The organism is Lentzea sp. NPDC051213, from assembly GCF_044455585.1.
Lineage (GTDB): Bacteria > Actinomycetota > Actinomycetes > Mycobacteriales > Pseudonocardiaceae > Lentzea.
Genome location: NZ_JBITEX010000002.1, coordinates 1,106,466 through 1,126,960, shown reverse-complemented (window position 1 = coordinate 1,126,960; position 20,495 = coordinate 1,106,466). Strand labels below are relative to the sequence as shown.

General features: G+C 70.7%; 14 protein-coding genes. 4 read left to right on the top strand and 10 right to left on the bottom strand.

What is annotated here, in order from left to right:
- Window positions 1-22 precede the first annotated feature (22 nt).
- From ACIA8G_RS11940 to ACIA8G_RS11930, 3 genes are all read right to left on the bottom strand, one after another.
- Entirely contained in the window at window positions 23-1,108 is a 1,086-nt protein-coding gene (locus ACIA8G_RS11940; protein WP_396418374.1) for a cytochrome P450, read from the bottom strand.
- 106 nt (window positions 1,109-1,214) lie between these two features.
- Entirely contained in the window at window positions 1,215-4,589 is a 3,375-nt protein-coding gene (locus ACIA8G_RS11935) for a BTAD domain-containing putative transcriptional regulator (protein ID WP_396418373.1), read from the bottom strand.
- An 88-nt stretch (window positions 4,590-4,677) separates the two neighbouring features.
- Entirely contained in the window at window positions 4,678-6,054 is a 1,377-nt protein-coding gene (locus tag ACIA8G_RS11930) for a M14 family zinc carboxypeptidase (protein ID WP_396418372.1), read from the bottom strand.
- A gap of 145 nt (window positions 6,055-6,199) precedes the next feature.
- On the opposite strand from ACIA8G_RS11930, the gene ACIA8G_RS11925 reads away from it, so the two are divergent.
- Together ACIA8G_RS11925 and ACIA8G_RS11920 are read left to right on the top strand one after the other, a co-directional pair.
- Window positions 6,200-6,958, top strand: coding sequence for a spermidine synthase (locus tag ACIA8G_RS11925; protein WP_396418371.1), 759 nt, complete (start codon window positions 6,200-6,202; stop codon window positions 6,956-6,958).
- A gap of 54 nt (window positions 6,959-7,012) precedes the next feature.
- Entirely contained in the window at window positions 7,013-8,944 is a 1,932-nt protein-coding gene (locus tag ACIA8G_RS11920) for a HEAT repeat domain-containing protein (RefSeq protein ID WP_396418370.1), read from the top strand.
- 43 nt (window positions 8,945-8,987) lie between these two features.
- On the opposite strand, the gene ACIA8G_RS11915 is transcribed toward ACIA8G_RS11920, so the two are convergent.
- On the bottom strand, window positions 8,988-10,859 hold the full coding sequence (locus ACIA8G_RS11915; RefSeq protein WP_396418369.1) for a protein-arginine deiminase family protein: 1,872 nt from the start codon (window positions 10,857-10,859) through the stop codon (window positions 8,988-8,990).
- 200 nt (window positions 10,860-11,059) lie between these two features.
- Here ACIA8G_RS11915 and ACIA8G_RS11910 point away from each other — a divergent pair, with 200 nt between their 5' ends.
- Window positions 11,060-13,696 (top strand): AAA family ATPase, encoded by a 2,637-nt coding sequence (locus ACIA8G_RS11910; RefSeq protein ID WP_396418368.1) that lies wholly within the window; start codon window positions 11,060-11,062, stop codon window positions 13,694-13,696.
- Here ACIA8G_RS11910 and ACIA8G_RS11905 read toward each other — a convergent pair.
- Genes ACIA8G_RS11905 through ACIA8G_RS11895 form a run of 3 tightly spaced genes read right to left on the bottom strand, consistent with a single transcriptional unit; the run spans window position 13,689 to window position 15,573 of the window.
- Complete coding sequence (locus ACIA8G_RS11905; protein WP_396418367.1) at window positions 13,689-14,069, bottom strand: ester cyclase; 381 nt, start codon at window positions 14,067-14,069, stop codon at window positions 13,689-13,691. The two genes, ACIA8G_RS11910 and ACIA8G_RS11905, sit on opposite strands and share 8 nt — an antisense overlap.
- Window positions 14,069-14,488 (bottom strand): Dabb family protein, encoded by a 420-nt coding sequence (locus ACIA8G_RS11900; RefSeq protein ID WP_396418366.1) that lies wholly within the window; start codon window positions 14,486-14,488, stop codon window positions 14,069-14,071. The genes ACIA8G_RS11905 and ACIA8G_RS11900 overlap by 1 nt, the downstream gene beginning before the upstream one ends.
- On the bottom strand, window positions 14,488-15,573 hold the full coding sequence (locus tag ACIA8G_RS11895) for an MFS transporter (protein ID WP_396418365.1): 1,086 nt from the start codon (window positions 15,571-15,573) through the stop codon (window positions 14,488-14,490). The genes ACIA8G_RS11900 and ACIA8G_RS11895 overlap by 1 nt, the downstream gene beginning before the upstream one ends.
- Before the next feature lie 256 nt (window positions 15,574-15,829).
- Here ACIA8G_RS11895 and ACIA8G_RS11890 point away from each other — a divergent pair, with 256 nt between their 5' ends.
- Complete coding sequence (locus ACIA8G_RS11890; protein WP_396418364.1) at window positions 15,830-16,765, top strand: ArsR/SmtB family transcription factor; 936 nt, start codon at window positions 15,830-15,832, stop codon at window positions 16,763-16,765.
- Here ACIA8G_RS11890 and lnt read toward each other — a convergent pair.
- From lnt to ACIA8G_RS11875, 3 genes are all read right to left on the bottom strand, one after another.
- Window positions 16,730-18,211 (bottom strand): apolipoprotein N-acyltransferase, encoded by a 1,482-nt coding sequence (gene lnt, locus ACIA8G_RS11885; protein ID WP_396418363.1) that lies wholly within the window; start codon window positions 18,209-18,211, stop codon window positions 16,730-16,732. The genes ACIA8G_RS11890 and lnt overlap by 36 nt on opposite strands.
- Window positions 18,198-19,619, bottom strand: coding sequence for a polyprenol phosphomannose-dependent alpha 1,6 mannosyltransferase MptB (gene mptB / locus ACIA8G_RS11880; RefSeq protein WP_396418362.1), 1,422 nt, complete (start codon window positions 19,617-19,619; stop codon window positions 18,198-18,200). Before mptB ends, lnt begins: the two co-directional genes overlap by 14 nt.
- A 97-nt stretch (window positions 19,620-19,716) precedes the next feature.
- On the bottom strand, window positions 19,717-20,487 hold the full coding sequence (locus tag ACIA8G_RS11875) for an SDR family NAD(P)-dependent oxidoreductase (protein WP_396418361.1): 771 nt from the start codon (window positions 20,485-20,487) through the stop codon (window positions 19,717-19,719).
- Window positions 20,488-20,495: the final 8 nt, after the last annotated feature.

Below are 20,495 nucleotides of genomic sequence, written 5' to 3'. Positions count from 1 at the left end.
ACGGACAGCCTTCAGGAAAGTGTCATCGGATCCGGACTGGCAGCGCGACCAGGCCGCGGTGCCGCGGGTTGTCCTGCCACTCCACCTCGCCGGGCGGCACGGCCAGGCGGAGATCCGGGAACCGGGTCAGCAGGGCGCGCAGCGCGATCTCGGCCTCCAGCCGGGCCAGCGGTGCGCCGAGGCACCGGTGGATGCCGTGGCCGAACGCCAGGTGCCCGGCCGCCGGGCGGGTGATGTCGAGCCGGTCGGGTTCGCCGAACGCCAGCGGATCGCGGTTCGCCGCACCCAGGCCGACGTGGACCACCTCCCCCGTGGCGATCTCGGCGCCCTCGATCGTCAGGGGCTCTCCCGCGTAGCGCAGGGTCGCGACGCTGAACGGTGACTCGTACCGCAGGAACTCCTCGATCGCCGCGGGCAGGGCGAAGAGGTCGGCGCGGAGTGCGGCGAGCTGCTCGGGGTGGCAGAGCAACGCGTACACGCTGTTCGCGATCAGGTTGACCATCGTCTGGTGCCCGGAGATCAGCAGCAGGAAGGCCATCGACGTCAGTTCCTCGTCGGACAGGCCGTCATCGTCGTGCGTCCGCACCAGCGCGGACAGCAGGTCAGCGGCCGGGTTCGCGCGCTTGGCCGCGATCAGGTCCCGCAGGTAGTCGACGAGCGCGAACGCCGCCTTCACGGACATCTCCCGGTCTCCGCGCCCCTCGGTCAGCTGGTTGCCCCGCACCTCGAACACCGCGCGGTCCGCCTCGGGCACGCCCAGCAGCTCGCCGATCACCGCGACCGGCAGCGGCAGCGCGAACTCCTCGATGAGGTCGAACTCCTGCGCGGTGGCCAGCCCGTCGAGCAGGGCGGTGGTGATCTCCTCGATCCTGGGCCTGAGATCGGCGATCCGGCGCTGGGTGAACGCGTTCTGCACGAGCCTGCGCAGCCTGGTGTGCTTCGGCGGGTCGGCGTTGAGCATGTGGTCGGTCAACGCGCGTCCTGGTCCCGCGTCGTACCCACCGCGGCGCGCGAGGATCTCGGTCGCGTCGTGCTTGCACAGCCGCGGGTCGGTCAGTGCGGACCGGCACGCGTCGAAGCCGGTGATCAGCCAGCCCTCTGTTGCCATGCCTGGATTTTCCCCCCACCCGGCTGTCCCTGTGGGCAAAGATCCCTTCACCTTGGTTCAGGGCAATTCCGTCGATCGGGCTGGTAGAAAGGAAAACACCCCCGGTTCAATTGCGGACAGCCTGAGGAAGTCGTGATGAAGCCGGCCTGATGGAGGCCGTCGGCGTCAAGCCCGCGCGCCGCACGGCACGATGAACGTCCCAGGTCGCACCGAAGACGCTGTAGGCGGCGACAGCCTCGTCGAGTGCGACCTGGGCGGCTCTTCGGTCGCCCCGCCGCACCTGCAGCACGGCGACGTCTTCGAGCGTGTGGGCGAGCTCGACGGTGCGACCGACCCGGCGGTAGTGGCCGGCGGCGCGCAGAGCGGGCTGCGGATCTCCGGTGACCAGAGCCGTACAGCGCAACGAGGCGGCGAAGGCACGGGCCGGCTGCCGCTCGAGGCGGGCCTCCTCGCCGCACAGGTGCGCGGCGGTCGTGGCCAGCCCGGTGTCACCGACGTCGATGGCGAGCCGGGTGATGTACGGCAACCACTGATGCCGCAGCATCATCGGCGAGTAGTCGCTGGTGACGATCGGGGCGAGCACCTCGAGCGCCCTGCCAGGACACCCGGCCCGCTCCTGCGCGACCGCCTGCGCGTTGAGGAGGAAGTCGTGGTTCGCACGTTCCGCGTGGCTCGAGACCGACAGTTCCTCGGCGGCGTGCAGGTGGGCGCTCGCCGGCTCGTCCTGGCCGCGCCGCAGGCTCATGAGCGCGGCCAAGCCGTGTACCAGGAGCAGGGTCGCGCTGCTTTCCCGCAGCCCGTAGTACGTCATCTCCGGGCTGTCCTCGGCGATGCCGTCCAGCTCGGCGAGCGCGTCGTCCCACTGTCCCAGCCAGAAGTGGTAGAAGGCGGTGGGCAGGTGCAGTTCGGTGGGGACGGCACGGCGCCGGCCGAGTTCGCGCGCCACGAGCAGGGTGTCGTGCGCCTCGTCGAAACGGTCCAGGTTCTGCAGGCTGAAGAGCCGGCGGTCCATCAGGCTCAGCCGCAACGCCTCCAGCTCCGGCACGTCGGCGGTGAGGGCGAGCGCCAGGTCGGCGTCGGCGAGCGCCGCGCGGTGATCACGCCGGATCGAGTGCAGCACCCACAGCTCCTGCAGCCCGTGCGCCCTGGCGTCCGCGTCACCGCAGGCCTGCGCGCGCCACACAGCGCGCCGCGCACTCACTTCGGCGGCAACGAGATCGTGGTTGCCGATGCGTTCCGCCGCCGCGGTGAGCACCTCGTGCCTGGCCTTCCACCGCTCCGGAACGTCCGGGCACTCGATCGACTCGCGCAGCAACTCCACCGCGGCCGCGCCGGTGCCGCGGCGGCAGTGCAGGTGCGCGAGGATCGAGCGCATCGCGGACATCCGTTCGACGTCCTTGGTCCTGTCCAGCACATAGCGTGCTTCCGCGTCAGGAGACCCGCCCAGGCCGAACAACAGGTGGGCCAGTTCCGCGGTCAACGCCTCCCTGGCCTGTGATCCCGGCGACGGATCGGCCAGGACGCGGCGGATGAGATCGACGGCGATCCGGGGTGCGCGCCTGCCCAGAGCGGAACTGTTGTGCTCCAGCCACGTCACCATCCAGCCGTCGACCGCGTCCGGGCCGGCGAGCAGCTGCTGAGAGACCTTTTCCAGTGGTGCGCCCGCTTTCGCCAGCGCTTCTGCCGCATGACTGTGCTGCGCCAGGCGAATCGCCTCCGGCGTGGCCTCGTACAGGGCCTGCCGCACCAGGTCGTGCCGGAAGCGGAGGTACGGCCCGCCGTCGATCAGCACGTGTCCCGCGGTCGCCTCCGTCAGCAACGGCAGCAGGTCCGGCATCGAGCGGCCGCTGATGACGGCGAGGTCCTTGACCGCGAACTCGCTGCCCAGCAGCGTCGCCCACTGCAGGACTTCGCGCGTCTCGGAGGTGAGGAAGCTCAGTCGCCGTGAGAGCGTGGCCACCAGGGAGTCCGGCACGCGGGCCGCGCCCCGGAGCTCCGCGACGCTGTCGTCGACCGTGACCGCGTCGTGCAATGCGTCCAGGAGTTCGCGGACGTACAGCGGATTGCCGGCGGCACGTGCCGTCGCCGCTTTCAGCTCGGGACCCGGCGGTGCGCCGAAGAGCCCGCGCACGAGATCGGCCACGTCCGCGCACACGAGGGGCTCGATGGTGCAGACGAACCCGCCCTGCCCCTCGACGGATCTTCGCAGCTGGTCCAGCAACGGTCTGCGGGGCAGACACCGCGCGCTGCCGACCAGCAACAGCGGCAGGCGCCGGGAGGCGCGGGCGAGCCGGTGCCACACCATGAGGCTGCTCTCGTCGGCCCACTGCAGGTCGTCGACGACGAGCAGCAACGGAGCCCGCTCGCAGAGCTCCTCGGCGAACGCCACCAGCCGGTCGGCCGCGGCCGTCACGGTCTCGGACGCGCGCACGTCGGCGTCCAGGCAGTCGAGCACGGTGCCGAGCGGGAACTGCGGGCCGAGCTCGTCCGCGCAGGCCCAGCCGATCCGGCAGCCCGCCTCCTCCGCACCGGCCAGACCGGCCGCGAGCAACGCGGACTTGCCGATGCCCGGCTCACCCTGGATCCAGGCGACACCGCCCGTCCCGGCGGCGAGATCGGCCACCATCGCGCGCAGGCGCGCCACCTCCGCGACCCGGTTGACGAACACCGGCGGCACCCGGATGTGGCGGCTCGTCCTGGCCGACAACACCGGCTCGGGCCTCGGCGCCGGCGCGTCCGCGAGGATCCGCTGATGCAGCTGTTGCAGCGCCGGGCCCGGTTCGACGCCGAAAGCCTCGACCAGGAGCCGGCGCGTGTCCTGGTAGACGTCCAGCGCCTCGGCCCGCCGTCCGTCTCGAGAGAGCGCGTCCATCAGCAGGCGGCGGATCCGTTCCCGGTGCGGGTGGGCCCGCGCGAGGCCGGTCAGTTCGACGATGACGTCGGCGTGCGCGCCCAGGCCGAGCAGCGCCTCGGCGCGTAGTTCCCTGGCCGCCAGCCTCCGCTCGGCGAGCCCGGTGCGCCGGCCGGCCGCGTAGGGCCCGGGGATGCCGTCGAAAGCCTCGCCGTGCCACAGATCCAGTGCCTCGTCGAGCACGCGCAGCGCGTCCGCGTAAGCCTCTGCGACGAGCAGTCCGGTGGCCCGGTCACGCAGCGACTCGAACCGCGCGACGTCGACGCCGTCGGCGGGAATCCTGAGCAGATAACCGGTTCCGCGTGATTCCAGGAAGCCGCTCGGCGCCCGGCTCTCCCGATTCGGTTCGAGGGCCCGGCGCAGCGCGCTGATGTAGGTGTAAAGGCTGCCGGCGACATTCGCGGGACTTTCCTCCCACAACGCGTCGATCAGCTCGCTGCGCGGCACCACGCGGTTGACCTGGTCCGCGAGGACGGCGAAAACCGCGCGCTGGCGGGGTGGCCCGAGCGGCACTTCCACGCCGCCGGACCACGCCCGGACCTCGCCCAACAATTCGACTTCGAATGACACAGGTACCCCCTGCAACGCGTGCCGCGGTTCATAGAACCACGAACGCCGCCGGGAGTACCTGTGTGTCGGGAAAACGGTTTCCAGGATCTCAATTGGCGTACGGAGCGGCAGCCTTGGCCGCCGCGTAAGCCAGCATCGGCTTGACCTTCGCCCAGTGACCGTCCTGACAGGAGTAAGCAGGCAGGAAGCCGGCGCAGTCGCCCTCCCAGTTGCCGATCTCCCACGTGTAGTGCGGAACGCCGAGCTCGCCGTACACCCAGTCGTCGATCGAGCCACCCGCGGTGTAGAGGAGCTCACCGGGCTGTCCGTACCTCCAGCCACCCGCGAGCCGGGCCATGTCGGCGGCCATCGCCCGCAGCTTCCCGTCGTTGGGCGAGGGCTGCGTGGTGTAGCCCCACGGCAGCAGCACGACGTTCAGGGCGGAGTGCATCGTGACGACCATGCCCTTGGTGTCGGGGGCCGCCGGGTCGGTCACCGCGGGGCCGCGCTTGTCCGGGAAGAGCCCGCGGAAGAGCTTCTCCAGCGCCTTGGTCTCGACCTCGGAGTCGGGCGACGGCCCGCGGTAGACCTGGTGGCACGGGTCGCTCGACGTGCCGTTGTCGCCCCACTGCACGCTGAAGTTGCGGTTCACGTCGATACCGACCTGGGCGTACGGGTCCTGGCCGGTCGGGCACTCCCTGGGACCGTTGGTGTAGTTGGCGTTCTTGCGCTGCAACTTCGGCGAGTCGCCGCCCGACTGGACGATCTGGACGCCGTCGGGGTTCGCGATCGGCACGACCCAGACCTCTGTCGTGTCCAGCAGCTTCGTGACCTCGGCGTCCTTGCCGTAGCCGGTGGTCAGGTGGTCGATCCAGCGCCACGCCATGTCGCCGGTCGTGATCTCACGGGCGTGGATCTGGCCTGACACGAACAGCCGCGGCTTGCGCGAGGCCGGGATCTGCAAGCAGTCGCCGGGGGCCTTCTTGGTGATGCAGATGGCCTTCAGGTCGTAACCGCCCGCACCCTGCGTCTTGCGCCACGAGTCGCCGTAGTCGACGAGCGTGGTGAGCGTGGCGTACTTGAGCGCGACCTGGTCGAGGTGCGCGTAGTGCGCCTTCACCGTGCGATAGCCGCCGTAGTACGTCTCGGTGACACCGTAGCCCTGGGTCTTCGCCTCGAACTGCGGCGGCGCCATGACGGACTCGACGGTGCCGGTGTACCCGGCCTCGGCGAGCTTGCCGTGCACGTCCTTCGTGCCGAGCACGAACAGGTCGTCACCGTCACGCTGCTCCAGCACGTCGAACCCGCGCGCGAGCAGGTCCTGCGCCTTCTGCCCGAGCGGGGCCGGAACGCGGAAGACGTAAGTCGGCCCTTCCTGCGCGGCCGGCGCCGGTGCCGGCCCTGCCGCACCCGCGGACGTTCCGATCAGGAACGCCACACTGGCGGCGGCTGTCAGCACGAAGCTCAGCCGTCGTCGCTGCATCATTGAGACTCCTTGAATGCGATGGCACGCGCCGCTCGGGGACGGTAATCACGGCGACGACTACCAGAAAGCGCTTTCCCCGGACCGTCGGGCAGGGGGCAAGGAGGTTTGCCCCAAGGGGGAAGAACGACTGGTGGATCATGCCGACATGCGCACAACAGGACCGCGATTCGAGACGGTGCAACGACGCCGGGTGCGTTCCGGGCTGGCCGAGGTAGAGCGTGACCGCACCCGTGCCGACGCCTGGTTGGTCAGCGTGGACGGGCTCCCGCAGTCCTATGTGGATCTGACCGATCCCACCGACCTGCCGTGCTGCGCGATGCGCAGGGTCGCGGACGTGATCGACGCGCTACCGCCGGCCCCGCTGAGCGCCCTGCACATCGGCGGCGCCGCGTGCAGCCTCCCGCGCTACATCCAGCACACCCGGCCCGGTTCGGACCAGCTCGTGGTCGACGTCGACGGCGAGCTGGTCGACCTGGTCACCACCCACCTGCCGATCCCTGCCGGCATCGATCTGCAGGTGGAGAACGGCCTGGACACCATCAGGAACGTGCGTGGTTGCGACCTCGTCGTCGTCGATGTCTTCGAGGGCAACGTGATGCCTGCGGAGTTCGCGAGCACGGAGTTCCACGCGGACGTGGCCGCCGCTCTTGCCGGTGACCGCACCTACATCGTCAACGTGTTCGATCGGCCTGGTCTGCGGGCAACCGCGGCGTTGGTCTCCGCTGTCACCGAGTGGTTCGGTGAGCCGTTGGTCATCGCCGAGGTCGGTGTGCTCCGCGGTGAGGGCATCGGCAACGTGGTCATCGTGTCCACCGATGCCGAACTGCCGGTTGAGGAGCTTGATCGGCGAGCCCGCGCGGCGCGGTTTCCCGCGCGGGTGTCGGCGGGCTGGCCGCACCGGTAGTATCAGGGCCACAGGCCGCCGCAGGGTGGCCCCATTCGAAAAGAAGTCGCCTGGATGTCCCAGGATCTCGCACCCGCGGTCGACAACGTCCCGTGGGATCGTCTGCACCACCACTTCGGCACCGCGGAAGACATTCCTGATCTGCTCCTCCGGTGCGCCACCGACTCCCGTGCCTTCGGCGAACTGCACAACAAGATCTATCACCAGGGCGGATGCATCGTCTCCGCAGCACCACCCGTGATGCCCGTCCTGGTTCGCTGGGCCCAGGATCCGGCCGCCAAGCCGAGGCCGGCGGCGATCGCACTCGTCAGCGACCTGGCCGCGGCCGCACGTGAGGCGCGGCCCGAACACGTCCCGCCTGGCTGGCATGCCGCGTGGGATGCCGCGGTCCCCCAGTTGGTCGCTCTGATGAGCGATCCTGATCCGGTCGTGCGCCGGCGAGTTGCCAGCGCACTGGCGCAGGCGTACGAACACACCGATCTGGTTCTGCCGGCTCTGCACGCCCGGTGGCAACAGGAGACCGACGAGCCGGCCCGCCTCTGTCTAGTGTCGGCGGCCTCGCAACTGCTCCGCGACATGGTGGGCGAATGGCCCTCCGCGGTGGTCGACTGGCTCTCCGGACTGTCGCGCCACCCGGATCCAGCCCACAGGTTCGCCGGGGTGCTCGCGCTGCGCCGCTCGGGTCTCGGCGGACGCGACCCCCGGCACATCGACGAAGCGGCGTCCTATCTGGACACCGCCGACCTGTCGGTGTGGAAGGACGTTCTGGGCGCACGACGAACGTCTGCCCGGTTGATCACGACGACGGACGACCTCCTCCGGGCCGATCGTGACGGCCGGACCCGGCTGGCCGCGGCAATGCTGCGCCAGAACGATGCGGACAAGCGCAGCACAGGCCTGAAAACGGCACTCACCGTGATGAGCCGCTGGCGCTCGCCGGTGGCGACTCTGCTGCCGCTCGTCGCGGTCCATCTGTCCGATTCGAACCCCGAGCAGCGCCGCCAGGTCGCCTCGATCCTCGCCACCACCGGCTCGGCCTCGCTGTCGTGGCGAGACGCACTTCTCGAAGCCTGTGCAGACGAAGTGCCCGCCGTGGCACGAACCGCGCTGCACGCGTTGGTCTCGGCCGGCGCGCCCGAAGCGGTCGACGTGGTCGCAGATCTGCTGAGCACACCGGACCACGGGGTGTGCGGCGAAGGCGGATGCAGAGAGCCTTCGATCGCCAAGATCCTCGAACCCCTGCGAACGGCCGCCGCCGAGTTGCTGCCAGTGGTCAGGCAGAGGCTGGGCGCATCGACCACGCTGCACGAGCAACGCGCCTATCTCCAGGTGCTCACCGCGTGGGGAACGGCTGCCGCGGAAGCCGTAGGTGACATCGCCGAACTGCTGGGCACCGAAGCCGAGGAATGGGCTCTCGACGCGCTTGTCGCGCTGGATTCGGTCCAAGCTCGTGACGCCGTGCTCACCGTGATCGACGGGGCACAACACGGGCAGAGCAAGTCCACGGAGATCCGGACTGCCATTCGCCGATGGCAGGTCACCGGCGACGCCACGGCACTGCTGCACCGGCTCCGAACAGCCGATCCCACCTTGCGAAAGCACGTCCACGTACTGGCCGACGTCGGCCCGGCGGCTGCCGACGCGGCGGACCAGTTGCGACGTCTGGCCGAGCGCGAGCGACCAGGCTGGGAGCGGGCACGTATCCAACACGCGTTGTGGACGATCACCGGCGACTCCGTGGATGCCGTTGCGTCAGCAGCGGCAGTACGCCGTGCGCTCCGCTCGGAGGGATACGTGTACGGATACGGGATCGGACTGATCGGGAATCTCGTGCGGATGGGGCCCCTCGCCCAAATAGCGCTCCCCGCGCTCCGGCCACTGCTGAACACGGATGTTCGCCCGGTTCAGTGGGACCGGCGGCACGCCATCCCGGAAGACGACCTTCTGTGCCGATCCATCAGTGAGGTCCTGGCTGCCGCCGAGTGAGAGAACGGGGCGGCTCATCGCGATGAGCCGCCCCACCGGCAGATCAGGCACGCCACCAATCGGCCCTGGTCGGCTCCCGGAACGCATTGGTCCCGCAGTGCACCTCCCCCAGCCCCTTGTGGAGGAAGTCCCAGTCCTCAACCCACTTCACCTTCACGGGAGTACCGGCAAGCACCCGCTCCGCAGCACTCTTGAACAGATCGACGCCGTCAACACGAGGCCCATGCGGATCGGGAGCACCGAACACTCCCCCACCCAGCGAGATCCCGTTGGGAATACCCGCCGTGTGCGCCGCGAACGCCGTTAGTGCCGCCGTGCCCGCCTTCATCCGGTCACGCAGGTCGTCCACCATCTGACGGGTGACCCGGCCGGACGCGACGAGCTCGTCGCCCGCGGCGTCAAGCGTCTCCCAGGTGAACTGCTCGAACAGCACCGGAACCCGGACCAGGTCACGGTCGGTCAGCCCGGTCTCCCTGGTCAGCACGGCGAGTTGGGTGTCGATGTGCCTGGCCGCGGTCTCGTTCTGCTCCAGGAACTTCGGGTCGGCAAGCGCCTCGTCGATCGTCGGCTTCTTCGCCTCGCTGGTGCCCTCGAACAGCACTGCGCTGCCGTGTCCGTCCTTTGTGGCCTTGCGCAGCACGTCGAGTGCGAGGCGCGGGTCCGCGACCATCAACGTCCAGCCGCGCTGGTTGCGGGCGGGGATGACGTGCACCGTCTCGTCGGAGTGGCCCACGACCAGCCAGGACGTGTCGATGATGACCGGGTCCGCGTACTGCGAGCCGATCAGCGTGGTGAACGACGGGTCTGGCTGCCGTTGGGCGGTGCTGCCGTAGAGCGGGCGGCCCAGCGCGTGGCCCTGGTAGGGCGGCAGGCTTTCGTAGTTGCCGGTCGAGTTCAGGCTGTCGTCGACGGCCGGGCCGCGCTGGGCGGTGTACTGCTGCACGACGCCGACGTCCTGGCCGCGCAGCGTGCTGAACGCCACCCGCCCGGCGGCGCGCAGGGCCGGCGGGTAGTAGACGCCTTCCCACTCGCGGCCGGGGAAGTAGTTGGCGCTGCGCAGCAGGACGTGCATCACCTGCGGCTTGCCGCCGGGGCCGGGCATGCTGGCGGTGGTGGGCTCGAAGATGTCCTGGAACCACCGGTCGTTGTTGCTGACCGCGGTCAGCGCGGACTCCGGCAGGTTCGCCGCCGTCATCGCCTTGCGCAGCGTGGCGAGGAAGTCGTCGTACCCCGCACGCAGCTCAGGCGCGGCGGGCTCCGAGGTCACCACGCGGCGCGGCGCCTTCAGGTCGTTCTGCAGGATCAGCGGCGCCACGCGCAGTTGCACCGAGTCCGTGCCGCCCGCCTTCAGGGTCACGGTGACCACGCCGTTCCACGCGGCCTTGTCCCTGATGACGTCCCGGCCCTCGAGCGCCAGCCGGGCGCCCTTGCGCAGCTCGGCCGCGGTGAGCGTGCCTCCAGAGCCGAGCGACGTCCACGCCCCGTTCCGCTCGACCCACAGGCGGGCGTGCTTCTCCTCGCCCTGGCCGAGCGACACCGTGCCGTCCTGGCTCGCGTTGCGCGGCATCGTGCGCAACGGCGCGAAGTCCGCCGCGTCGAGCGGGCCGTTGACGACGTCGTCCTGGGCGTCGTTGCACGCCGCGAGCCGTTCGTCGACCGCGATCGCCCGGTCTTTCAGCTCCTCTTCGCTGACCGTGCAGCGCTTGGCGTCGTCGTCGATGTTCGGCAGGAAGATCGCGCCCCGCTGCTGCGTCCACCTGCCCCTGCCGGCCAGGTCGGACCAGTCGACCGTGCCGTTTCTGTTCGTGTCGGCCAGAAGCGTCGCGCCGCTCGGCGCCGCCGTGGCCGGCACCCCCGTGAAGATCGCACTCGCCAGCACGACCACGCCCGTGGTCGCGGCAACTCGTCCCCGCACAAGCTCCCCCTCTTGATCAAGTGCTTTCCAGGCTAGGGAGCTGCGCCGTACGGCCGCATCAGACTTCAGGTGACTACGCGTCCTCCTCAGGTTGTGGGCCATCCGGGTGACGCAGCAGGTTGAGCGGCCGCGAGGGCAGATCTTTCCCACTTGCGTCTCGATAGGCGATGCCGGCGAAGCTCTCGCCTACCGTTCGCGGCATGGACGCGCTCACACAGACCTCCTTCCGCGGCCGGGACGACGAGATCCGCTGTCTCGACGGGATGATCGACGCCGCGCGGGAAGGCAACGGTGCCGCAGTGGTGCTGCGCGGTGAGGCGGGCATCGGCAAGAGCGCGCTCCTCGAACACCTGCAGGGCAAGGCGTCCGGGTTCCGGGTCGTGCAGGCGTCCGGATCGGAGTTCGAGACCGAACTGCCGTTCGCGGCGCTGCACCAGTTGTGCGTGCCGCTGCTCGACGGACTCGACCAGATGTCCGCCAGGCACCGGGAAGCGCTCGAGGTCGCGTTCGGACTGGCCGGCGGAAAACCGGACGTCCTGCGCATCGGCATGGCCACCCTGGAGCTGCTGGCCGCCGCGGAGACCCCCTTGCTGTGCCTGGTCGACGACGCGCACTGGATGGACGAGGCGTCCGCGCAGGTCTTCGCGTTCCTCGGGCGCAGGCTGACCTCCGAACCGGTGGTGCTGGTGTTCGCCGCGCGCCGGCCGGCAACGCCTAGCAGGCTGGACGAGCTGCCCGGTCTGGAGATCAAGGGCCTCGCCGACGCCGACGCACGCGCGTTGCTCGCGACCGGGCTGGTCGACGACAAGGTGCGCGAACGACTGCTGGCCGAGGCACGCGGCAACCCGTTGGCGCTGCTCGAACTGCCCAAGGCAGGTGGCTACGCGCTGCCGGACGTGTCGTCGGTGCCCAGCCGGATCGAGCGCAGCTTCCAGGACCGGACCGCCCGGCTGTCGGCGGACGCACGGCTGCTGCTGACCGTCGCCGGCGCCGAGCCGACCGGCGAACCGCGGCTGCTGTGGGCCGCTGCCGGGGAGCTCGGCATCGACGTCACGACCGCGGCCGCCGAAGCCGAGGGGTCCGGGCTGGTCGGCATCTCCACGCGGGTGCGGTTCTGCCATCCGCTCGCCCGGTCGGCCGTCTACCTCGCCGCCGAACCCGCCCAGCGCCAGCGGGTGCACCTCGCGCTGGCCGCGGTGACCGATCCCGAGGCCGATCCGGACCGCAGGGTGTGGCACCGCGCGCAGGCCGGCACGGGGCCGGACGACGACGTGGCCGCCGAGCTGGAACGGTCCGCCGAACGTGCGCGGGCCCGCGGCGGGGTGGCTGCCGCGGCGGCGTTCCTCGAACGTGCGGCGGCACTGTCGCTCGAACCGAGGCTGCGCGGCGAACGCACGCTCGCGGCTGCCCAGGCCAAGCTCGACGCGGGCGCGGTCGGGGTGGCGGCCGAACTGCTCACCACGGTCGAGGTGGACGACGCACGGACGGACCTGCTGCGCGGGCGGATCGCCTTCGTGCGGAACAAGGAGAACGACGGGCCGGCGTTCGTGCTGAGCGCGGCACGGCGCATGACCGGGGCCGCGGCACGCGACTGCGTGCTGGACGCGCTGGAGTTCGGGCTCGCCTTCGGGCGGCCCAGCGGCATCGTGGACGCCGTCGTGCGGGAGGCGCGGGAGCTCGAGCCGTCGACGCGGGAACCGGACGTGCTGGACGCCCTGGTGCTCCTCGCCACCGAAGGGCACCGCAGCGCGGTTCCGTTGCTGCGCGAGACGTTCCAGGACGAAAGCATGTCGTGGACCCGGCACCCCGCACTGGCCACGATGCTCGCCGGTGAGCTGTGGGACACCGACGTGCACGCGGCGGTCACCGGCTGGCTGATGAAGACCGGGCAGGAGGCGGGCTCACCGTTCGTGCTCCGGCTCGGCCTGGCCCAGTTGGCGACCGGCGCGGTGCTCACCGGCGAGTTCGGCAAGGCCATGTCCGCCATTGCCGAGGAAGAGGCCGTGGCGGACGCGGTCGGGGTTGCGCCGCTGCGCTATCCGCGGTTGCACCTGGCCGCGCTGCGCGGACACAAGCAGGAGGTGCTGGCCCAGATCGATCACGCGACGCGGGAGGCGGAGCGCCGGGCCGGGCTGCTGGTCGCGAACGCGCACTGGGCGTCCGCCGTGCTGCACAACGGGCTGGCCGACTATCCGACCGCACTGGCCGCCGCCCGGCTGGCCGTCGAACCAGGAGATCTCTACCTCGCCGGGATCGCCCTGCCCGAACTGGTCGAGGCGGCGGTCCGCTGCGGTGACGCCGCGGCCGCCGGTGCCGCGCTGGCGGACCTCACCGAACGGACCGAACCCTGCGACACCCCATGGGCTTTCGGCGTCACGGCCTACTCGCGAGCTCTCGTCACCGGAGAGGAGGAGGGCTACGTCGAGGCGCTGAAACAGCTGGAAACCTGCGCTGTCAGGCCTTATCTGGCGCGAGCCCACCTGCTGTACGGCGAGTGGTTGCGGCGCGCCGGCCGCCGGGTCGATGCCAGGGAGCACCTGCGCACCGCCCACGAACTGTTGTCCCGCATGGGGATGGAGGCATTCGCCCGGCGGGCCGCGGACGAGCTGAAGGCCACCGGTGAGGTCGCCCGCAGCCGCACCGCTGCCGCCGCTGACGACCTCACCATGCAGGAGATGCACATCGCCCGCCTGGTGGCCACCGGGGCGACCTCGAAGGAGGTCGCCGCCCGGTTGTTCCTCAGTCCCCGCACGGTGGACACCCACCTGCGCAACATCTTCCGCAAGCTCGGCATCAACTCGCGCCGGCAGTTGCGGGAACTGCCCGACATCAGCTGAGCGCCGGCACCAGATCGAGCTGCTGGGCCGCCCACAGGCTGTCGGCGTTGGCCCAGTACTCGGCGATCTTGCCGTCGACGACGCGCAGGATGTCCGTGCCGTAAAAGGAGATCCCGTCCGCCGTGGCGTGCCAGCGCAGCACGTGGAACGGTTGCTGCACGATCGGTCCTACCTGGATGGTGAACCGCAGGCCGGGCATGTTCTCGTGGGCACCGCGCACCCACCCGGCCAGAGGAGCGCGTCCGGTGTTGTCCTGTGGCGGGCCGCCGAGCAGCGGGGCCGCGTGCGAGACGAAGTCCTCGTGGACGATGTCCTCGACGAGGTCCAGCTCACCGTTCCACAGGTCGGCCCACATCTCCGCGATGTCGCTCATCACTTGTCTCCGTGCGAGCCGGGCGCGGCACTGCCGGTGTACTCACCGAGGTCGGACACGAGCTGGGTCAGCTCCGGGTCGGAGTCGTAGCGCTTCTGGTGCAGCGCCGCGATCTTCGCGCCCATCTCCGGGTCTTCGTCGTCGGTGATGTCGAACGACATGAACTTGTCGACGAGGGGCAGGCCGACGCGGTCGGTGTTGCGGTGCGCCGGGTGGATCAGGTACTCCCAGTAGCCCTCGAGGTCCTCGATGACGAACGTCGCGCCCCACTCGTACTCGCCGCCGTAGTCGCGGCCGACCACGAAGGACTTGACCGACGGGATCACGCGGCCCTGGTTGCGCAGGCTCTCCAGCGCCTCCTCGACCTGCTCGGGCGTCGCGTCCCTGCGCAGCGTGAAGCGGTTGCCGTGGTAGATCATCAGTTCTTCTCCTTGTATCCCAGGGCGAGGATCGCCCCTCCGACGGTGGTGACGACCCCGGTCCAGACGAAGGCGGCGGCGATGCCGACCGCCGGGACCAGAGGTGCGATGGCGAGCGGTGACAGGAACTGCCCGAGGAAGATCCCGGCGACGAGACCGCTGAGCACGCGGCCGCGTTGCGCCGGCGGGGCGAGATCCGCCAGCCGCAGGTTGAGGTTCGGCACGACCAGCCCGACCCCGAAGCCGCCGACGAGCAGCCCGGCGGTGACCAGCCAGATGCTGTCCGTCGCCCCGATCAGCGCCCAGCCGGCGCCGAGCAACGCGATGCCCGCGCCGGTGATCCGGCCCTGAGGGAGCTTCGGGAACACGAGCGCTCCGGCGACGCTGGTCAGCGTGCTGCCGGCGACGACGAGACCGATGACGGCGGGTCCGGCGCCGAGGTCGCGCAGCAGGAACGGCAGCTGCGTCGGTGCCATGTAGAACGTGAGGGTCGCGATGAGCGCGATCAGGTAGATGCCGATGGCGGCGCGGGGGAACGCGCCTGGCACGGCTTTCTGTGCGCTGCGCGGCTCGTTCGTCAACCCGGCGATGGCACCGAGCGCCACGACCGCTGCCACGGCGTAGAGCCAGAACGGCAGTCGCCAGTCGACCCCCGCGAGCACCCCGGCGAGCGGCAGGAACACGACGCCGCCGAGACTCGCGAAAGCCTGCTGGAACCCGAGGAATCGGCCGCGTTCCGGACCGTCGAACCAGTCCGTGATCAACGCGCTGACCGACGTCATGATCCCGCCGACCGCGAGGCCGAGCACCGTTCTCGTGCCGAGCAGAACCGGCAGGCTGCTCACGAAGAAGCCCGCCGTGCCGCTGAGGGCGTAGAGCACGAGGCTCACGACCAGCAATGGCTTGCGCCCCAGCCGGTCGGCGACCAGGCCCGCGACCGGCGCGCTGATCGCGATGGCGAGCGAGGTGATCGTCAGGGCGAGCCGGACGAGCACGCCCTCGCCGTAGACCTCGCCCATCGCGGGCAGGCTCGGGGCGATGATCGCCGCGGCCATGATCGTCAGGGTGGCTGAGGCGAGGACCACCGCCTGTGCCGTTCGCGTTGGAGCAGTTCGTGTTTGCACACCGGAAGCTTCGCGGCGGGCGGGGATCCTTCGCGTCGGTGAGAGTTACGTAGATACGTAGATGCCTGCGTAATGCATCTACAGATCACCGGATTCCCTGCGACTACGGAATTCGGCGGAGTGACACGGCAGGTAGTGTGATCGACGGTGACCTGGTCGGGGGGAGGTCTCTGTGTTGCGCATCCATTTTTCCGCTGGTGATCTGGAGCGTACGCAGGTGGCGGACGGAGTGGATCCGCTGTGGGAGATGGTGTTCAGCTGGCTTCGACTGACCGAACAGGACAGCGGGCTGATGCTGCAACCATGGCTGCGGGAGGTGCGGCGCACGGCCGACCGGCAGGTCGTCGGTGCCGGCGTGCGGATGCTGTCCGTGCTCACGCCGCTCGGGTCCTACTTCCCGGACTTCATGACACCGCCGGAGGGTGCGGACGGTCTGGCCAGCGGGCTCGACGCGATCCGGTCCACACCGCGCGCCCGGCTGCGTGAGGAGTTCGACCTGCTGACCGCGGTCTGCCCGACGCCGGCCTGGACCCGTCCGATCGCCGCGGGTGACGCCGGTGCGCTCACCGACGTCACCGACAACCTGGCCCGCTACCACGCCGAGGTGATCGAGCCGTACGGCGAGATGATCCACGACGCGGTCGAGACGGACCGCGTGCACCGGACCGCGACGGGCGATGTCGAAGGGCTGCTGCGGGGCATGTGGCCGTTGATGAACTGGCGCCCGCCCGTGCTGGAGGTCCAGTACTCCTACGACCGCGACCTGCACCTCGGCGGGCGCGGCCTGCGCCTGGTTCCGTCGTACTTCTGCCGCCGCACCCCGGTCGCGTTCGCCGATCCGGGGTTACCGCCCACCGTCGTCTACCCCGTGCTCCACGACTGGACGTGGCAGCGGCAGCTCGCGAGCGGGCACCGCCGGGAAGGGGCGCTTGCGGCGCTGCTGGGCACCACGCGGTCGGCCGTGCTGGCCGCGGTCGGCACCGGCGCCACCACCACCGAGCTGGCCGAACGCCTCGGCTTCTCGCTGTCGTCGGTCAGCAGGCACACCACCGTGCTGAGGGAGGCCGGGCTGCTCACCACGTCCAGGCAGGGCCTGTCCGTGCTGCACCGGCGGACCTCACTCGGATCGGCGCTGCTCAGCTCGCACAACTGAGGTCCGTCGGCGCGACCACAAAGCGAACGCGCACGCACCGAAAGCGGCAGCGGTGAAGGCGGTGTGCAGCACGCCGCCCCACCTCGTGGCGATCGTGAGCTCCGAGCGCAACGGCACGGTGCCGACCAGCAGGTCCTCGGTGAACATGCCGGTGGACCGCACGACGCTGCCGTCCGGGCGCACCACCGCGCTGACACCGCTGATCGCCGCGACCACGATCGAACGGCCGTGCTCGATGGCGCGCAGTCGGGCCATCGAGAGTTGCTGGTAGGTCATCTCACCGGGCCCGTACCAGGCGTTGTTCGTCGGGACGACCAGGAGCTGGGCGCCCTGTGCCGTGCTCTCCCGCAGGACGTAGTCGTAGGCGACCTCGTAACAGATGCCGACGCCGACGCTGGTGCCCGCGACGTTCAGCACGCCGGGTTCGCTGCCCGCCTCCAGATCCGGCTGGTCCGCGAACGGGGTCACCAGCCGGGCCAGCGGGCGCAACGGGATGTGTTCGGCGAACGGGACGAGCTCCTGCTTCGCGTAGGACTGTCCCGCACCGGTGCCGGGCTGCCAGGCGATGACCGCGTTCTGGTTGTCGCGCACCGCACCCACCAGGACGGGGACGCCGAGGTCGTCGACGGCGCGGTCGAGCACCGGGTCGCGGTCACGGGTGCTCGTGGAGCTTTCCGGCCACACCACGAGGTCCGGCTTCGGCACCGCGCCGGAGCGGATCGCCGCGTCGAGCTCGGCGGTCTTGCGCAGGTGGTTGTCGCGCAGGGTGTTCCGCGCGGTGAGCAGGCCGAGGCCGATGTCGGGGGCGTTGCCCTGCACCACCGCCACGGTCCGGCTGCCGTTCTGCGCGTCCACCGCGATCAGCGGGCCGAGCGCCAGAGCCGCCGCGAGCGGTACCGCGGCCCAGGCCGCACGCCACCGGGGCAGCCAGGCGGCCAGGCCGAACCCGGTCAGCACCACCGCGAAGGTCACGAGAGGCGCGCCGCCCACCATCGCCAGGCGCGCGAACGGGCCGTCGACCTGCCCGAACGCCACGCGGCCCCAGGGGAAGCCGTTGAAAGGGATCAGCCCGCGCGCGGTCTCCTGCAGCACGAACAGCAACGCCGCCCACACCGGCGCGGCGGGCAGCCGGGCGACCAACGGCATAAGCGCGCACACGGCCGAGATGAACAGGGCCATCAACGCGGACAGCACGAGCCACGGCGCGGGGCCGTACTCCCGGCCGAGAAAGTGCTGGATCCACCACAGGTGCGGCAGGAAGAAGGCCGCGCCGAACACGAAGCCGAGACCGGCCGCCCGGCGGGCGCCCGCGCCGTTCAGCATCAGCCACAGCACGACGAACGCGGGCACCGCGAGCCACCACAGGGTGCGCGGCGGGAAGCTCAGGGCCAGCAGGCCGCCGGCCAGTGCGGCCGCGCCGTACCGGGCCAGGTCAGCTCTGCGCAACGGTCACCCGTGCCCGGCGCAGGAGCAGGTACGCGCCGGCCACCAGCGCGATCCCGAGCGCGTAGCCGGTGACGAGCTCCGGCACGCGACCGGCGAAGTTGCCCGCGAGCGGCGGCACCAGCAGGGCGAACACCGCCACGGCCGCCGCGGTCCTGGTACGCCACAGACCGGCCGCGGCCAGCGGCAGCACCGCCCACAGCAGGTACCACGGCTGCACCACCGGCCCCAGCACCACGATCACGCTCATCATCATCCCCAGCGCCGTCACCTCGCCGATCCCGCCGCGCAGCTGACGGCTCAGCACCACCACGATGCCGCACAGGATCAGGACGAGCCCCGCGACCCGTCCCGCTGAGATCATCGCCTGCCCGCTCTCCGGCCCGAACACCGCACCGGTAAGAAAGCCCGGCCAGTTGGTCGGCGCCATCCAGCTGGCGATCTTCGACGGGGTGCCGAGCGCCTGGACCCAGCCGAAGCCGGACCCACCCGCGAGCGACGTCAAAGCCGAGACCACGCCCGCCACCGCGACCATGCCGAACCCGGCGGCCACGAACCGGGCCAGTCCCCCGCCCAGCCGGCGGGCCAGCGCGGTGCCGACCACCGCCAGCGCCGCCAGTGCGGGCAGCTTGACCTGCGCTCCGAGCGCGATGAGGACGACACCGGCCGTGAACTGCCACCACCGCGCGTCGCGCAGCGCGTGCAACGCGATGACGGTGCCGGCGAGCATGAGGCCGAGCATCAGCGCGTCGTTGTGGACGCCGCCGATGAGATGCCACAGCACCAACGGGTTCAGCACGCCCATCCACAACGCCACGCGCTCGTCCGTCCCGGCGATCGCGGCGAGCCGCGGCACCGCCCACACCACGAGCAGCAGGCCCAGCACCGCGACCAGCCGGTACAGCACGATGCCCACGACCGGGTCGCCGCCGGTGACGTTGGCGATCGCCCGCTCGACGGTGCCGAACAGCGGCCCGTACGGCGAAGGCGTGTCGCGCCAGTAGACGCCGACCCGTTGCAGGACATCGCCGCTGAGAGCCGCGGCGGGGCTGACCACGTTCGGGTCGAGGCCGCGTGCCGCCACCTCGCCCTGCGCGAGGTAGCTGAACACGTCGGCGCTGAACAACGGCGGTGCCACCACCAGCGGCGCGCACCAGTAGGCCAGCGTCCGCCGCAACCACGACACGTCCGGCCTGGTGCGGCCGAGCATCACCCAGGCCACCACGACCAGCCCGACGCCCGCGATCGCCACGCCCATCGGGATCGCGCCCGCTCTCGCGGACATCGCCCACGCCCCCGCGGTGAGCAGCACGGCACCGCCGAAACCGGTCCAGCGCAGCAGGTTCGGTGCCGGGGCCTTGGTGATGACAGGGGCAGGCCAGCGGGTGATCGTCGGGGACGGCAGAGTCACGGAAGAGACAGTGCTTTCCGGACGGCTCGTCCCGCGTCACCCTGCGGTCGCGTTGCCGAGTACGACCAGAGGATGATCTATTTCCGCCTGAAGTAGGTCAACCTCGGGCGATGACGGCAACTCCGGTACGGCCTCCGTGGACGTCGAGCACCGTGCCGTGGACGAACGCCGACTCGTCCGAGGCCAGGTAGACGGCCGCGGCGGCGATCGCGCCGGGATGCCCGGACCGTCCGAACGGCGTGCCGTGCATCATCACCTCGCCGGGGTGGTCGGTCGCGGTGTCCCAGTCCGGCGACACGACGACACCGGGCGAGATCGCGTTGACCCGGACACCCTGCGAACCGAACTCCGCCGCCCACGCCCGTGTGAGCGTTTCCATGGCACCCTTCGTGGAGCTGTAGAGAGCTCCGATGGGGACGGCGAGGCGCGCGATCCACGAGCCGAGGTTGATCACCACACCGCCACCGGCCTCGATCATCGCGGGGACCAGGGCCTGGGTCAGGAAGAACGGCGCCTTCACGTTGACCCCGTAGACGCGGTCGAAGGTCTCCTCGTCGGTCGTCGGCGTCGTCGACGGCGGGTAGATGCCGACGTTGTTCACGAGGACGTCGACCCGGCCGACCAGCTTCGCCGCCACCTCGGCGAGTGCGCGGCTGGCCTTCGCGGTGCCGTCGAGGTCGGCCTGGACGTAGTCGGCTCGGCCGCCCGACTGCCGGATGTGTGAGACGACGGCCGCGCCGCGCAGGTCGTCACGGCCGGAGACGACGACGTGCGCGCCCTCCGCCGCGAGCGCCACGGCGATCGCACGGCCGATGTTGCTGGTGGAACCGGTGACGAGGGCGGTCCTGCCCGCCAGACGAGATGCCATGCCAGCGA